General features: G+C 34.5%; 11 protein-coding genes, 1 tRNA gene and 2 pseudogenes. 10 read left to right on the forward strand and 4 right to left on the reverse strand.

What is annotated here, in order from left to right; translation table 11 throughout:
• Nucleotides 1-309: 309 nt before the first annotated feature.
• Nucleotides 310-1,506 carry an RNA-guided endonuclease InsQ/TnpB family protein gene (locus CaldiYA01_RS03080; protein ID WP_207179635.1) on the reverse strand — a complete coding sequence of 399 codons (1,197 nt, stop codon included), beginning with the start codon at nt 1,504-1,506 and terminating at the stop codon, nt 310-312.
• Nucleotides 1,454-2,050, reverse strand: a pseudogene (locus CaldiYA01_RS03085) (IS607 family transposase). Before CaldiYA01_RS03085 ends, CaldiYA01_RS03080 begins: the two are co-directional and overlap by 53 nt.
• Nucleotides 2,051-2,155: 105 nt before the next feature.
• Here CaldiYA01_RS03085 and CaldiYA01_RS03090 point away from each other — a divergent pair.
• The 4 genes and pseudogenes from CaldiYA01_RS03090 to CaldiYA01_RS03105 all read left to right on the forward strand — a co-directional run.
• A complete protein-coding gene (locus tag CaldiYA01_RS03090; protein ID WP_207181237.1) occupies nt 2,156-2,926 on the forward strand; it encodes a LamB/YcsF family protein in 771 nt (256 codons plus the stop codon).
• Between the two features lie 19 nt (nt 2,927-2,945).
• On the forward strand, nt 2,946-3,689 hold the full coding sequence (pxpB, locus tag CaldiYA01_RS03095) for a 5-oxoprolinase subunit PxpB (RefSeq protein WP_207181245.1): 744 nt from the start codon (nt 2,946-2,948) through the stop codon (nt 3,687-3,689).
• Nucleotides 3,690-3,720: 31 nt separating this feature from the next.
• Nucleotides 3,721-4,725, forward strand: coding sequence for a 5-oxoprolinase subunit C family protein (locus CaldiYA01_RS03100; protein WP_207181247.1), 1,005 nt, complete (start codon nt 3,721-3,723; stop codon nt 4,723-4,725).
• Nucleotides 4,726-4,971: 246 nt separating this feature from the next.
• Nucleotides 4,972-5,281: pseudogene (locus CaldiYA01_RS03105) on the forward strand (Uma2 family endonuclease); the annotation flags it as partial.
• Between the two features lie 136 nt (nt 5,282-5,417).
• Here the strand turns inward: CaldiYA01_RS03105 and CaldiYA01_RS03110 are convergent.
• Nucleotides 5,418-5,493 (reverse strand) — tRNA-Arg (locus tag CaldiYA01_RS03110).
• A 204-nt stretch (nt 5,494-5,697) separates the two neighbouring features.
• On the opposite strand from CaldiYA01_RS03110, the gene CaldiYA01_RS03115 reads away from it, so the two are divergent.
• The 5 genes from CaldiYA01_RS03115 (at nt 5,698) to CaldiYA01_RS03135 (ending at nt 11,520) form a co-directional block, all read left to right on the forward strand.
• Entirely contained in the window at nt 5,698-6,822 is a 1,125-nt protein-coding gene (locus tag CaldiYA01_RS03115; RefSeq protein ID WP_207181249.1) for an alpha/beta hydrolase family protein, read from the forward strand.
• A gap of 28 nt (nt 6,823-6,850) precedes the next feature.
• Entirely contained in the window at nt 6,851-7,228 is a 378-nt protein-coding gene (locus CaldiYA01_RS03120) for a sensory rhodopsin transducer (RefSeq protein WP_207181251.1), read from the forward strand.
• A 33-nt stretch (nt 7,229-7,261) separates the two neighbouring features.
• The gene (locus tag CaldiYA01_RS03125; protein WP_207181253.1) at nt 7,262-9,301 is read left to right on the forward strand and encodes a beta-galactosidase; all 2,040 of its coding nucleotides are present in this window, start codon (nt 7,262-7,264) and stop codon (nt 9,299-9,301) included.
• A gap of 224 nt (nt 9,302-9,525) precedes the next feature.
• Entirely contained in the window at nt 9,526-10,773 is a 1,248-nt protein-coding gene (locus tag CaldiYA01_RS03130; protein WP_207181254.1) for a putative DNA modification/repair radical SAM protein, read from the forward strand.
• A 3-nt stretch (nt 10,774-10,776) separates the two neighbouring features.
• Nucleotides 10,777-11,520 carry a TIGR03915 family putative DNA repair protein gene (locus tag CaldiYA01_RS03135; protein ID WP_207181256.1) on the forward strand — a complete coding sequence of 248 codons (744 nt, stop codon included), beginning with the start codon at nt 10,777-10,779 and terminating at the stop codon, nt 11,518-11,520.
• A gap of 58 nt (nt 11,521-11,578) precedes the next feature.
• On the opposite strand, the gene CaldiYA01_RS03140 is transcribed toward CaldiYA01_RS03135, so the two are convergent.
• Complete coding sequence (locus tag CaldiYA01_RS03140; RefSeq protein ID WP_207181259.1) at nt 11,579-12,625, reverse strand: hypothetical protein; 1,047 nt, start codon at nt 12,623-12,625, stop codon at nt 11,579-11,581.
• 179 nt (nt 12,626-12,804) lie between these two features.
• Here CaldiYA01_RS03140 and CaldiYA01_RS03145 point away from each other — a divergent pair, with 179 nt between their 5' ends.
• Nucleotides 12,805-14,193 carry an NAD(P)/FAD-dependent oxidoreductase gene (locus CaldiYA01_RS03145; protein WP_207181261.1) on the forward strand — a complete coding sequence of 463 codons (1,389 nt, stop codon included), beginning with the start codon at nt 12,805-12,807 and terminating at the stop codon, nt 14,191-14,193.
• Nucleotides 14,194-14,209 lie beyond the last annotated feature (16 nt).

Here is a 14,209-nt window from a genome sequence, read left to right on the forward strand (position 1 = left end):
TACCCCCTTCATTCTATGATTATATTCAACTACACTCATATATAATACAAGATTAACACTTTTTTGTCAATAAGGTTAAAATGAAATGATGAACAATTTAATCTACACATCTTAAAAAAAAAACAAAAAGGTTGTTCCAAATACCGCCTGCTGGGGATGGAACAACCATTGGTAAGGCGGATAAGAAATACTCCAGCATTCTAAACGGGAAAAATTAAAAACCGTTTAGATGACTTAGAGGTAATGAGGTTATGAATAGCGTTTAAAGTATTAAAAACTATTTAAAATTTTGCTAAACACTATTCTTTGTTAGGCTACATTCAACCTAACTGGGTGTAACCCCACACCCTCTATCCCCTCAGCAAATGCTTCGGGGAATACTTTTCTTATAATATTATACGCACTGTTTACATCCGCATTTATTAATATCCCTTTGTTGCTCCTAAATAAGCCTCTCTTTATTCTTCGACGTGGATTATAATTTATTTCTTTGATTTCTTCTCCATCTAAAAAACTGCAGCCACTTGTGTAGCTCTCCTCTGTAATTATTACACTAATCCCTTCTTCTTCACACTTATACTTGAGCATATTTACAAACTGATTAAATGGTATAGAAACAAAATTTTGATTATTTACTTTGCCAAGCTCTATCTCCTGCTTCCAGTTTGGATTATAACCAACAACAAGGGTGTCTATTTCGTGTTGCTTACACCAGTTGACTATAAAACGGCTTGCTTTGTGCATAAAATCCTTAATTCTGTTGTTCCTCTTTAAAGTCAACTTCTCTATTCTTTTGCTACTTCCTCTATTGCCTACATAACTCATAAGCTGTGCTCTTTTCTTGTTGTAATACTGATTTATTGACTTAATAACTTTGCCATTAATAACAATAGGCTTTATGCCTATGTTATTTACTAAAGTTACAAAGTTATTAAGCCCTAAATCTATTCCTGCTATCCTCTTTGGTGGTCTTTTTACCTTGGCTATTTCTTTCTCATAAACTATTTCAACTACATAAATGCTTCCTTTTGGTATTATCCTGACTTCTTTTAATTTGTCTGTTATCCTTGTCTTTAGCTTTAATTCTGTCTTCGGAAAAGTCAAATAACCATTTTTAATCTTGCACTGCTGATTTGTAAAAATAGAAATAGCCCTGCCGTCTTTTTTCTTATACTTTGGTAATTTAGGTCTACCCAAAAATTTACTTTTATCTTTGCCCCATTCTTTCATTGCTTTAAAAAATGACTTCCAGTTTTTATCAAGAAGTCTTAGCACTTGCTGTGAAGTCTGAGCTGGCAGGCTCTTATAACTCTCATGGTCTTTTAACATTTTGTCAAGTTCTCTGTATCTTATCCACCTGCCACTTTTTATAAATTCCTGTCTTACAGTGTAGTTTGCAAAGTTGTATAAATTCTTTGCTGCAAAACACACTTTATCACAATAATTCCATAACTCATGGTTCTTGTTTATCTGTATTTGCTCTGTCCTCTTGAGTATTATCTTCAAACACCTCACTTTCTAAAAGCTTTCTTATTTTTTGAATTTTTCTTTTGCTATAAAATTTCATACTGTAACAGTAGAGCAAACTTATAATTTCTTCAATTATTTCCTGAGAATCAAGCTTCTTGCTTCCAACTTCCGATGCAACTACTATTTCAGTGCTAAATTTTCTAAATAAGCGTTTAAACAATTCAAATCCCACTCTGCTCAACCTAATCTTTATAGGCTATAACAACCCTTTGTACCTTACCTGCAAGAATATCTATCGGGCATTTTAAAAAATTCATTTCTTTTTTCAAAGCTAATTCCCCATGCTTGTTCAGAGAATACTCCGTGTATTTTATAGCCACTATTAAAACAAAACTGTTTTAATAATTCAATTTGATTTTCTAAATCCCTCTTTAGTTTTGGAGTTGAAACCCTTGCATAAATAGTTGTAATCATAAAATCCATTTGGCATAACCGTTACTCTTATTTTCCCTTCTTTTACATACTTAGTTAGGGTTGGTCTTGATATTTTTAATAATTCCAGAACTTCTTTTGCTTTCATATTTATATCACCCATAAATACTATAGCACAATTTAGAAGCCAGGCAAATATATTTTATTAAAAATTCTAATATGTTTAAAACCGTTTATTAATTTTTGCCACCATATGAGGTGGCAGGTTGATATTAATAGTGATATTGGCGAAAGTTTTGGTATTTACAAGATAGGGATGGATGAAGAGATAATTAAATATATTTCATCAGCAAACATTGCATGTGGGTTTCATGCTGGTGATCCAAGTGTAATGGCAAATACTGTTGCAAGGTGTTTTGAAAAAGGAGTAAGTATAGGTGCTCATCCAGGTTATCCTGACTTACTTGGGTTTGGTAGAAGATATTTAGATGTATCCCCCTCAGAAATAAAAAATTATATCATATATCAAATTGGTGCGTTACAATCATTTGCAAAAGTTTTTAAAACCAAGTTACAGCACGTAAAAGTCCATGGAGAATTATATAACGCAGCAGCAAGAGACGAGAAACTTGCACTGGCAATTGCCGAGGCGGTCGCTTCAGTAGATCAAAATCTTATCCTTGTTGGAATGGTAAACACAGCTATGCAAATGGTTGCTGAAAAGGTAGGTTTGAAGTTTGCTTGCGAGGTGTTTTCTGACAGACATATTAATCCGGATGGAACTTTAGTTTCCCGCAAATATCCTAATGCTATAATCCACGACCAAGATTTTGCCTGTAAAAGAGTGCTTCGAATGGTTAAAGAAGGTACATGTGAAGCAATAGATGGTAGTATTGTGAAACTCAAAGTGGATACAATATGTGTGCACGGAGACAATCCACAGGCTGTTGAACTAGCTAAGAAAATAAGAGAACTTTTGGAAAATAACGGGGTAAGGATAATGCCTATGAGCAAGTTTTTATAAAAAGGGAGCTGACTTTCAAATGTATGAAAAACCAAAAATTCTGATATGCGGTGATAAGGCTGTTACAGTTGAATTTGGAGATGAATTGAGTGAGGAATGTAACAAAAGGGTAATAATAAAGCTTTATAGGATGTTTAAGCTGAAAAAAATAGAAGGCATTATCTCGATGATTCCAACGTATAGATCATTGCTGATTAAATATGACCCCTTTAAAATTACTTACTATGAATTGATAAAATTAGTAGAATTGTACAATAATAACGATACAGAGAAAGAAGAAGTTAAAGCAAAAGTATATGAAATTCCGGTTGTATATGGTGGCGAATTTGGGCTAGATTTGGATTTCGTGGCAAGATATAACAATTTAACTGTAGAGGAGGTTATAAGTATTCATACAAAGCCATTATATAGAATATTTATGATTGGGTTTACCATGGGATTTGCATATTTGGGAGGTATGTCGGAAAAGATTGCAACTCCGCGTTTGGAAAAACCCAGAACAGAAGTAAAAGCAGGGTCTGTGGGGATTGCAGGAAACCAAACAGGCATTTATCCTATTTCAAGTCCTGGTGGCTGGAGGATAATAGGAAGAACACCAATTAAGATATACAATCCAACTGCTGAAAATCCTATTCTTCTTGAGACAGGAAATTTTATAAAGTTTGTGCGTATAACAGAAGATGAGTATCGCAAAATAGAAAAGGAAGTTCAGCTTAATCGTTATCATGTAAAGATATATGATTACAATGACTACAAATCTTGAAAATAGTTTTTTCAAGAGCGTGGTGGATTAGATGAAATGTTTTAGGGTATTAAGCCCAGGACTATTTACAACCATTCAGGATATGGGCAGGTTGGGATTTGAAAGTCAAGGTGTGCCTCCAAGTGGAGCAATGGATGAATTTGCTTTAAGAGTTGCAAATATTTTAGTAGGAAACCAAGAAAATGCACCATGCTTAGAAATTACTATGATAGGCCCTATACTTGAAGTTTTAAGTGATACCACAATTGCAGTGACCGGGGCACAGATAGAAGTCTTTGTCAATGGCTTTTCTCGCCCGGTTTGGTCGTCATTTCCTGTGCAAAAAGGAGATATTATTTCTTTTGGTGACGTTAAAGCAGGATTTCGAGCTTATTTAGCAGTTGCTGGAGGGTTTAAAGGTACCTCTGTGATGGGTAGTGTTTCTACATATGTACGAGGCAGATTAGGTGGAATAAATGGAAGGCAGCTTCAACAAAATGATATTTTGGAGAGTAATCTTGCAGAGCAGTCATTATTTTATAAAAAAGTTCGGGATGATTTTGTGCCATCTTATTCTAATGAAGAGCAGATACGAGTTATATTAGGTCCACAAGATAATTTCTTTAGTAAAGAGGTCATAGACATTTTTTTAAATTCTGTATATACAATCACAGAAGATTCAGACAGAATGGGTTATCGTCTCGAAGGACCTGAATTAAGAGCAAAAGAGAAACATGACATAATCACCGATGGGGTGGTTCCAGAGGCTATTCAAGTACCTCCTAATGGGGAACCCATTATCCTGTTAAAAGATGCACCAACAACAGGAGGTTATGTTAAAATAGCAACTGTTATTTCTCCCGACTTATCTAAACTTGCGCAACTCAAGCCTGGTGACAGGGTAAGATTTAAAGAGGTTGAACTGACTCAAGCACATAAGATCCTTGCAGAATTTGAAAGAAAAATTGATGAAATTAAAAGAAACTTGGTTATTCTCAGATATTTTAAAGTTAAAATAAATGAAAAAAATTTTGACATTGTGGTTGAAGAGCTTTAAGAATAAAGACATACATTTACAATGATTTTTCTTTACTTTAATTATTACTGTATACCATCATTTTTGCTTAGTATTATAATAAAGTAAAAGGGGCATCAATAAAGAGTTAGCATAGTGAAGAGGATAATTAATTGTAATTAATTGATAACCCGCATAGTTTACAAAAAAGGTGATTTAGATGGAACCCAAGATGCCCAGGTTTTAACCTATGCAGACTATCTTGGATTTCATGAAGACGCAAGAGTAATGCTTATTGATGGCATTATTTACAATATAAGCCCTGCATCTTCAACTATACATCAAACAAAACAATAGACCGTGCAAAGTATACACAGCTGCATTTGATGTTGTCCTTATAGTAAAAGAGCAGGATGAAAGCAAAAGTGACAAACGTTATCCAGCCTGATATATCAATCAATGAAATAAGAAAAAGCTCATTGAAAGGGGATGCGTTGGAGCTCCTGAGATGATAATTGAGGTTGTATCAGAACACAAAACTTCTCACGACTATGTAAGAAAGCTAAACCTGTATAATCAATTTAAAGTAAAAGAGTACTTGGATAAATATTCCTTTGTATGTTCATTCAGAACAGGATTCCTTACTTTTAATCTTTATTTAATGTTCAGGTGTCAAATAGCTGTCAGAATTTAACCTGGAAAAGGCTTCACAAAAGGTGAATATAAATTTTATCTGGCACGCCCGGGGGGAGTCGAACCCCCGACCACAGGATTCGAAGTCCTACGCTCTATCCTCTGAGCTACGGGCGCATACCTTTTATAACACCAATTTAAATTATAAAATCAAATCAATGAATTTGCAACCTTTTTAAATATCTTAAAATATTGATATCAATCTTAATTTGCAAAACACAAAAATCATTCAATCCAAAGAAAAGTTGTAGTATAATATGAACAAGTTCAATGTTAATGCAAATAGTAAAGCCTAAAAAAGTGATATCTGAGGGGATAATGATGTCAGAAATTTTTGAGAAATACTTTGGAAAATATAACAGCTTGTCTGAAAATACCAAGTGGGGTGAAGAAGTTTCAAATCAGAAAGCTTTTGAAGATCAAAGAAAAATTGTAGATAAATTGTCGTCGCTTCTTTACCTGAATTTAAGCCTAATATTCAAGGAAGATAAAAAGTTTGAGATTGACCATGGTGAGTTTAAAGAAGAGATTGTAGCTGGAAATTTAAATGGTGTTCAGTCAGAAGCTGTGTTTTTAAAACCAAGGGATTTGAATCCACCTTATCCTGTGTTGGTCATTTTGCATGACCATGGTGGATTTTACTATTATGGTAAAGAAAGAATATATAGGCAAGACAATACCCAGACTTATGTCAATGAATATCAGAAAAAATTTTACTCATCATTGCCATGGGCGTTAGAGTTTGTAAAAAACGGATTTGCTGTATTTTCTCCCGATGCATTTTATTTTGGAAAAAGAAGGCTTTCTGCTGAGTTAGTTGGTCTTTTAGCTGATGACAATTCAATAGATGAGCTTTTGAATTATGAAGAGGGTTCGTATGAGTACATACGGATTTTCAATAAAATATCCTCACAGCTTGAACCTATGATGTTTAAGAATATTAATCTATATGGTACAAACTGGCCAAGTATTTTGTTAAACGAAGACTTGGCATGGCTTAACTATCTCTTGAAAAGAGAGGATGTAGACAAAAATAGAATTGGTTGCATGGGATTTTCCTTAGGAGGTTTTAGGACACTTTTTTTAAGTAGCCTCAAAGATGAAATAAAATGTAGCATCATCATTGCTTTTATGTCAGAGTTTAAAAAAATGCTTGGCAAAACTGCAAGACATACTTTTATGGTTCATATTCCGGGTTTTACAAGGGTTCTTGACCTGCCTGATGTTGCAGCTTTGATTGCTCCAAGAAAACTTTTTATTATGCAGTGTGAGTATGATAGTCTCTTTCCAAAAGATGCAATGCAGTCTGCTGTAGAGAGGATAAAAAGTTACTTTGTAAATTTTGATTGTGGTGCCCAATTTGAATATAAATTTTATCCAAATGGGCATGAGTTTAATTTAAATATGCAAAAAGATGCTCTGGAGTTTATGTCAAGAAATTTATAAAATCTTCAAATTAGAGGAGGTAATTAAATTGAAACATCTGGGGAAAAAAGTTTGGGTGATACCAGATGGTTACATTCCATCAGAAGGTTCAATGTCAATTCCTGGCCACGAATGTTTGTGTATAGTAAACACAGGGGATAGCGACGCAAAAGTAAAGCTTACTGTGTTTTTTGAAGACAGAGAACCGGTAGAAAGTGACTATTTTGTTGTGAAAGCCCGAAGAACAATTCATGCATGGTTAAATAAGCCAGAGCTGATAGGAGGTCTAATTATACCAAAAGAAGTTCCATATTCTCTTGTTGTTGAGAGTGACAAAGAGATTGTTGTTCAAATGTCACGTCTTGACACAAGACTTGGCAATATGGCGCTTTTGAGTGTTATTGGTTTTCCGATTGAGCAAGGGTAAGTAGACATTATATTTTAAAAGGAGGCTTTGATAATGGGCAAAATCAAGCTGAAAAAATTTTTGTACGGTGGAGATTACAATCCTGACCAATGGACAGAGGATGTGTGGGAAAAAGACATTGAGTTTATGAAATACTATAATGTAAATGCAGTTTCTATGCCAATATTTTCATGGGCACAACTTCAGCCAAATGAAGATGAATTTACATTTGAATGGCTTGATAAAATAATTGATAAACTCTATTCAAATGGTATTCATGTCATCTTGGCAACACCAACAGCTTCTCAGCCAGCGTGGCTCTCTAAAAAGTATCCTGACGTGTTGCCTGTTGATATTCATGGAAGAAAGAGAAAACACGGGGCAAGGCAGAACTACTGCCCAAACAGTCCAAACTTCAAAAATGCAGCAAAAAGAATTGTTGAAGAGATGGCAAAAAGGTATAAAGACCATCCTGCAGTTATAATGTGGCATATCAGTAACGAGTATGGTCCTTACTGCTACTGTGAAAATTGTGCAAAAGCTTTTAGACAGTGGCTAAAAGAAAGATATAAAACATTGGATGAGCTCAACAAGAGGTGGAACACAGCTTTCTGGGGACATACATTTTATGATTGGGATGAGATAGAAGTTCCATCGTATCTGAACGAAGAATACGAATATATGCCTGGAAGGCAGAAAAGCTCATTCCAGGGACTTTCACTTGATTACAAGAGGTTTATGTCAGACAGTCTTCTAAATCTTTATAAAATGGAAGCTGAGATTATCAAAAAATATATGCCAGATATCCCTGTTACAACAAACCTGATGGGACCATTTAAGCCTCTTGACTATCACAAATGGGCAAAACATATGGACATTATATCATGGGACAATTATCCTTCGATAAAGGATGTTCCATCAACCATTGCATTCAAACATGACCTTATGAGAGGACTTAAGAGGGATCAATCATGGATTTTGATGGAACAAACACCAAGCCAGACAAACTGGCAGTGGTACAACTCTGCAAAAAGACCTGGTATGATAAGGCTTTTGAGCTATCAAGCAATTGCACACGGTGCTGATTCTGTGCTATATTTCCAGTGGAGGCAGTCGGTTGCTTCGTGCGAAAAGTTTCACTCTGCGATGGTTCCACATGTTGGACACCTTGAGACCAGAGTGAGCAAGGAACTTAAAAAGATTGGCGACGAACTTTTGCGCCAAGATGAGATTTTGGAGTCAACAACTAAGAGCGAGGTTGCACTTTTATTTGACTGGGAAAACTGGTGGGCGCTTGAAGAGAATATGGGATTTAGAAATGATATATCTTATCTTGAACATGTAGACGCGTACTACAGAGCTCTATATAAGTTGAAAACAAATGTGGATGTTGTTGACCCGAAAGAAGATTTAACAAGGTACAAGCTTGTTGTTGCACCACTTTTGTATCTTCTTGACGAAGAAAGTACAAAGAACATAGAAAACTATGTAAAAAACGGTGGAATATTTATTACAACATATCTATCAGGACTTGTTGATGAAAATGACAGAGTAATTCTTGGCGGATATCCGGGTTGGTTTAGGAAACTCTGTGGTATCTGGGTTGAGGAGATTGATGCGCTTTTCCCTGATATGAAAAATGCTATTATTCTTGAAAAACCTATAGGTATGCTTGACGGAAAATACGAGTGTGATTTTATCTGCGACGTTATTCACCTTGAAGGTGCAAGGGCGCTTGCTTACTATGAAAGGGATTATTACAAGGGAATGCCAGCAGTTGTTGAAAATGATTATGGAAATGGGAAGGCGATTTATGTTGGAACAAGACCAGAGCAAAGGTTTATAGAAGATCTTGTTAAGTTCTATGCTGAAAAGGCTGGTGTACAACCAATATTACCTGTACCAGAAGGTATTGAAGTAACAAAAAGAGAAAAGAATGGGAATGAATATGTGTTTCTTTTGAATTTCAATGATTATGATGTTAATATTGAACTTGAAGATGAATATTATGAGCTTATAACACAGAAGAATTTAAGTGGAAAATTTACTCTTGCACCTAAGGAGGTTATGATACTAAGAAGATTAAAAGGCTGAAAACTGTTGATGTTCTCATTGATAACTTATCATAGAGATATCACGTGTATGGATTGTTGCTAAAGTATTTAGAGGTTGAAGCCACAAAGAATATTAGAGGCCCTTTTCTCTCTATACCTGTAGAAAGGGGTCTCTTAATTTTTCTCTTGAAATAGAATATATATTCGGTTATTATATAGGTATAAATCAACTACACATAGTCTTTAAAAAAAGAAGTGATTTATATGGATATACTTGAAAAGCTTGAAGTACTTGGTGCTGCTGCAAAGTATGATGTTTCGTGTGCGTCAAGCGGAAGCAAAAGGGAAAAACATTTTGGAATTGGTTCAACATTTTCTGCTGGTATTTGCCACAGCTGGACAGATGATGGACGTTGTATCTCTCTTTTGAAAGTTTTATTTACAAATGAATGTATTTTTGATTGTGCTTACTGTATTAACAGAAAGAGCAATGATATAAAAAGAGCAACATTTACACCCCAGGAAATTGCTGATTTAACCATAAACTTTTATAAAAGAAACTATATAGAGGGTCTTTTTTTGAGCTCTGCTATCAAAAATTCTCCTGACTGGACAATGGAAATGCTTTTTCGAACAGTTTGGCTTTTGAGATATAAATACCAGTTCAATGGATATATTCACGTTAAAGCCATTCCCTATGCATCACTTGATTTAATAAGAAAAACTGGATTTTTGGCTGACAGAATGAGCGTCAATATTGAGCTTCCATCTGAAAAGAGCTTAAAGCTTCTCTGCCCAAATAAAACAAAGGAAAGTATATTAAAACCTATGGAGTTTATAACAAAAGTAGCTGAGGAAGAGAAAAATTTTGTGGCAGCTGGTCAGAGTACTCAGATGATAATTGGTGCAACAGATGATAGTGATTATAAAATAATCAACTTAAGCCAGCATCTTTACAAAAAGTTTAAGCTCAAAAGGGTATACTATTCAGCGTATACGCCTGTAAATAACGACCCAAGAATATTAAAAGTTGAAAGTCCACCACTTTTGCGTGAACACAGACTCTACCAGGCAGATTGGTTGATTAGAGTTTATAACTTTTCTGCTGATGAGCTTTTTAAAAGCAAGGATGAAAACCTGGACCTTGAAGTTGACCCAAAAGTGATGTGGGCGCTGAGAAATCTTGATAGGTTTCCTGTAGAGGTCAACAGAGCAAGCTATGAACAACTCATAAGAGTACCAGGAATCGGTATAAAAAGTGCAAGGAGGATAATAAAAAACAGAGTATTTCATTCTCTTGAATTTGATGATTTAAAAAAGATGGGTGTTGTTCTAAAAAGAGCAAAATATTTTATAACTTGTAACGGCAAGACATTTGAAAGGTTTTTGATTGACTTAGAACCTGAGAAAATAAAGCAAAAACTTACAGACAAAAATTCTTTGCAAAGACCTCAGCAGCTTTCGTTTTTTGATAGGGAAGTATTTACATCTGTGATAACAGGGGAGATTTAAAAGGTGTACAAAATATTTTTGTATGACGGAACATTCGAAGGTTTTATGTGTGCGGCATTTCACATAATTTCTGAAGGTATAGATAAAGATAGTACTATAATTGTTTCAAAAAATGAGTACCAACCAATGTTCATAGATAATGTAAGAGAGGTTCAAAGTGATTTAAAAACGTTTTTAGAAATTAGGAAAGAGATGATTAAAAAAGCTGATAACAGTGTTTTCAAAAGGATTTACTATGCATTTTTATCAGATACTAAGGACAAAGAGGGTTATATTTTGAGATATCTATTTTATGTACTTGTTCATGGTAAAAAGATAAAGTATCTTTACAGTGATGATATTGTAAATACAGTTGAAAAGATGGCAAAAAACGTTAGCAGGGAAATAGGAAAGTACATGGGGCTTATCAGGTTTTGTGAGACAGATAAAGGTTTTCTTTATGCCAAGTTTGAGCCCAAAAACGACATCATAAAACCAATTGCATATTTTTTTAAAAATAGACTAAATGAATTTTACTGGGTCATCCATGATGTGAAGCGAAACAAAGTTGCTATTTACGATAGAAAAAAAGTCCAGTTTTTAACTTGTGACAACCTAAAATTGAAAGTGACTCATCAAGATGAGATGTTTCAGATGCTGTGGAAGAATTATTTTAAAGCAATGGCAATTGAAGAGAGGAAGAATCTAAAACTTCAGCAGCAGAATATGCCCAAAAGATACTGGAAGTATCTTTTAGAAAAAAATTAGGTGTACATCCTTCTCTTTTGGATGTACACCTTTTTGTTTTGAAGATAAGTTTAAAATTTTATTTCTTCTTTCCTTTGTGAGGCTGCTGAGGAATCTTTTTTATTTCTATTTCTATTTTAGAGTTACCTTTGCTGGGGATTGTGATTTTCTTTTCTGGGATTGGCTGAATATACTTTTTAGGAATATTGAGAGAGTTTTTAACGATATTTTCAATTTTAGAAAGAACATCTGTGTAAAGATTTTTTATTTCAGAAATAGTATCAACTTTTGCTTGATATAATCTTACCACTTCATTCAATATGCTTACCGTTTTATTGTAGTCGCCAGTTTTGATTGTTTGGTGATATTCATAGAGTTTGATTTTTATCTGCTTATCGATAGTATTTATCTGGTACACCTTTTGATTTACTGTTGGTTGTATCTGGTCGACAAACTGTTTGATTTGATATACAGCCTGGTCAACTGCCTGTTGTTGCTGGTTTTTATAGACTTCTTCATACACTTTTAGTTCATTAAGTTTTTGATTTAGTTGATTGTTGAGTTCTGCTACCTTAGAAGATGAGAAGTTCTTTTTGTTAAGTTCCTTTTGAAGTTGAGATATTGCCTTGTTTACCTCATTAATTATCTTGTTCAATTCTTGATTAAAGAAATTCTTATCATATCTTTTTGCAGCTTGGATGTAAGCATTTATCTTTGCCCTAAGATGATTTACCTCAGCATTAATCTTGTTAAACTTCGTTTTTAGTTGATTTATTTGTAAAAGAAGATTAATAATAACCTTTTTCTGTTCTTTTGTAAGTTTCTGTGGTTCTTGAATATTCACATTGTCATTTGAAATAGGTGGAATTACTTCAGTGGTTGAATTTGTGCCATAATTTGAAGAATATGTTGTGGTTGTGGTTGTCGAATTTTGAGTATTGTATGTCTGAGAATAAGTAGTATCTTGTGTAGTTTGATAAGTTTGTGCCTGGGTTGTGCTATAGGCTGAGCTTGTCACGGTCTGGGAAGATGAAGTAGCTGATGCGTCCTGGTCAGCATATACCGGTACTAATAAGAGAAAAGTAAAAATGAATACCAAAATTGAGCTTATCAGTTTTCTTTTCATTTTATTTGCTTGCCTCCTTGTAAATTTTTTCTTCTATTTTTATATTACCTCATTTATTTAGATTTTTCATTTCTCAATTATTAAAAAAGTGTGTAAATTTTTAATAGACAAATTTTCTTATTTGGTGTAACATTTCAAAGGGAAATTTAATTTTGCAAAAAGTAAAAGGGTGAGAAAATATGAACACAAAGTATGATGTCATTATTGTTGGAGCAGGACCATGTGGGATATTTACGGCGTATGAACTTGTAAGAACTTCTTCTGCACCAAAAGTTGTGATATTCGAGAAAGGAAGAGACATAGAGTCAAGAGAATGTCCAAAAAGGTTTACAAATGTTTGTAGTGGCTGCAAACCTTGCAATATAACAACTGGATTTTCGGGTGCAGGTGCATTTTCTGATGGGAAGTTATCACTATCGCCAAACGTTGGTGGCAGAATTCAAGAATTTGTCGGACAAAGCAATGCAGTAGAACTTATAAAGTATGTAGATAGTATATACCTTGAAAACGGGGCAGACACTAAAGTATATGGTACAAATAGTCAGGTGATTGAGGAAATAAAAAGGAAGGCAACTGTTGCAAACCTTACGCTTGTTGAAAGTCCAATAAGACATCTTGGTACCGAAGAGGCAAAAAAGATATATAAAAGACTCCAAGATTTTCTTTTGTCAAATAACATTGAGATAAGGTTCAAAACCCCTGTAAAAGACTTGGTTGTGGAAGACGGAAAAGTGGTAGGGGTTGTTGCTGAAGATGGCAGTATATACTATGCAAAAAATGTTGTGATATGTGTTGGACGTGAAGGTGCAAGCTGGCTTTCGAAAATAATAGAAAAGTATAATATCCCGTGTGAGAATAACAGGGTTGACATAGGTGTGAGGGTAGAGACGCCAAATCATATATGGAAGGGGATAACAGAGCATCTTTATGAGAGCAAGTTCATATACTATACAAAAACATTTGATGACAAGGTAAGAACATTTTGCATGAACCCGGGTGGGTATGTTGCTGTTGAACACTATGACAACTTGGCAGTAGTTAACGGTCACAGCTACAAAAATATAAAAAGCGACAATACAAACTTTGCTTTGCTTGTATCAAAGCACTTTACAGACCCCTTCAAAGATAGTATAAAGTATGGCAAGTACATTGCAGAACTTGCAAACATGCTCTCAGGAGGCAAGGTACTTGTTCAAAGGTATGGTGATTTTATAAGAGGTAGAAGGTCAAACGAGGAAAGAATAAAAAGAAACTCTGTTATACCAACGCTTACAGATGCTGTTGCCGGTGATTTGAGCTTGGTTTTGCCATATAGAATAATGCTTGATATAAAAGAGATGATTGAAGCTTTGGACTATGTAGTGCAGGGAGTTGCATCGTTTGACACGCTGCTTTATGGTGTTGAGGTTAAATTTTATTCAAATGAGGTGAAAGTCAAGAATAATTTTGAGTGTTTGACAATTCAAAACCTTTATTTTGGTGGCGATGGAGCAGGAATTACAAGAGGACTTATGCAGGCGAGTGTAAATGGAGTTTTGATTGCCCGCGAGATTGCTAAGAAATTATAAGTATATTTGTTTAAGC

The sequence above is a fragment of the Caldicellulosiruptor diazotrophicus genome, from assembly GCF_017347585.1.
In the GTDB taxonomy this organism is placed as follows: Bacteria; Bacillota; Thermoanaerobacteria; order Caldicellulosiruptorales; family Caldicellulosiruptoraceae; genus Caldicellulosiruptor; species Caldicellulosiruptor diazotrophicus.

Coding starts and splice junctions, on each gene's coding strand:
- CaldiYA01_RS03090 (WP_207181237.1), top strand. CDS start 2,156: ATGAGGTGGCAGGTTGATATTAATAGTGATATTGGCGAAAGTTTTGGT.
- pxpB (WP_207181245.1), top strand. CDS start 2,946: ATGTATGAAAAACCAAAAATTCTGATATGCGGTGATAAGGCTGTTACA.
- CaldiYA01_RS03100 (WP_207181247.1), top strand. CDS start 3,721: ATGAAATGTTTTAGGGTATTAAGCCCAGGACTATTTACAACCATTCAG.
- CaldiYA01_RS03115 (WP_207181249.1), top strand. CDS start 5,698: ATGTCAGAAATTTTTGAGAAATACTTTGGAAAATATAACAGCTTGTCT.
- CaldiYA01_RS03125 (WP_207181253.1), top strand. CDS start 7,262: ATGGGCAAAATCAAGCTGAAAAAATTTTTGTACGGTGGAGATTACAAT.
- CaldiYA01_RS03130 (WP_207181254.1), top strand. CDS start 9,526: ATGGATATACTTGAAAAGCTTGAAGTACTTGGTGCTGCTGCAAAGTAT.
- CaldiYA01_RS03140 (WP_207181259.1), bottom strand. CDS start 12,625: ATGAAAAGAAAACTGATAAGCTCAATTTTGGTATTCATTTTTACTTTT.
- CaldiYA01_RS03145 (WP_207181261.1), top strand. CDS start 12,805: ATGAACACAAAGTATGATGTCATTATTGTTGGAGCAGGACCATGTGGG.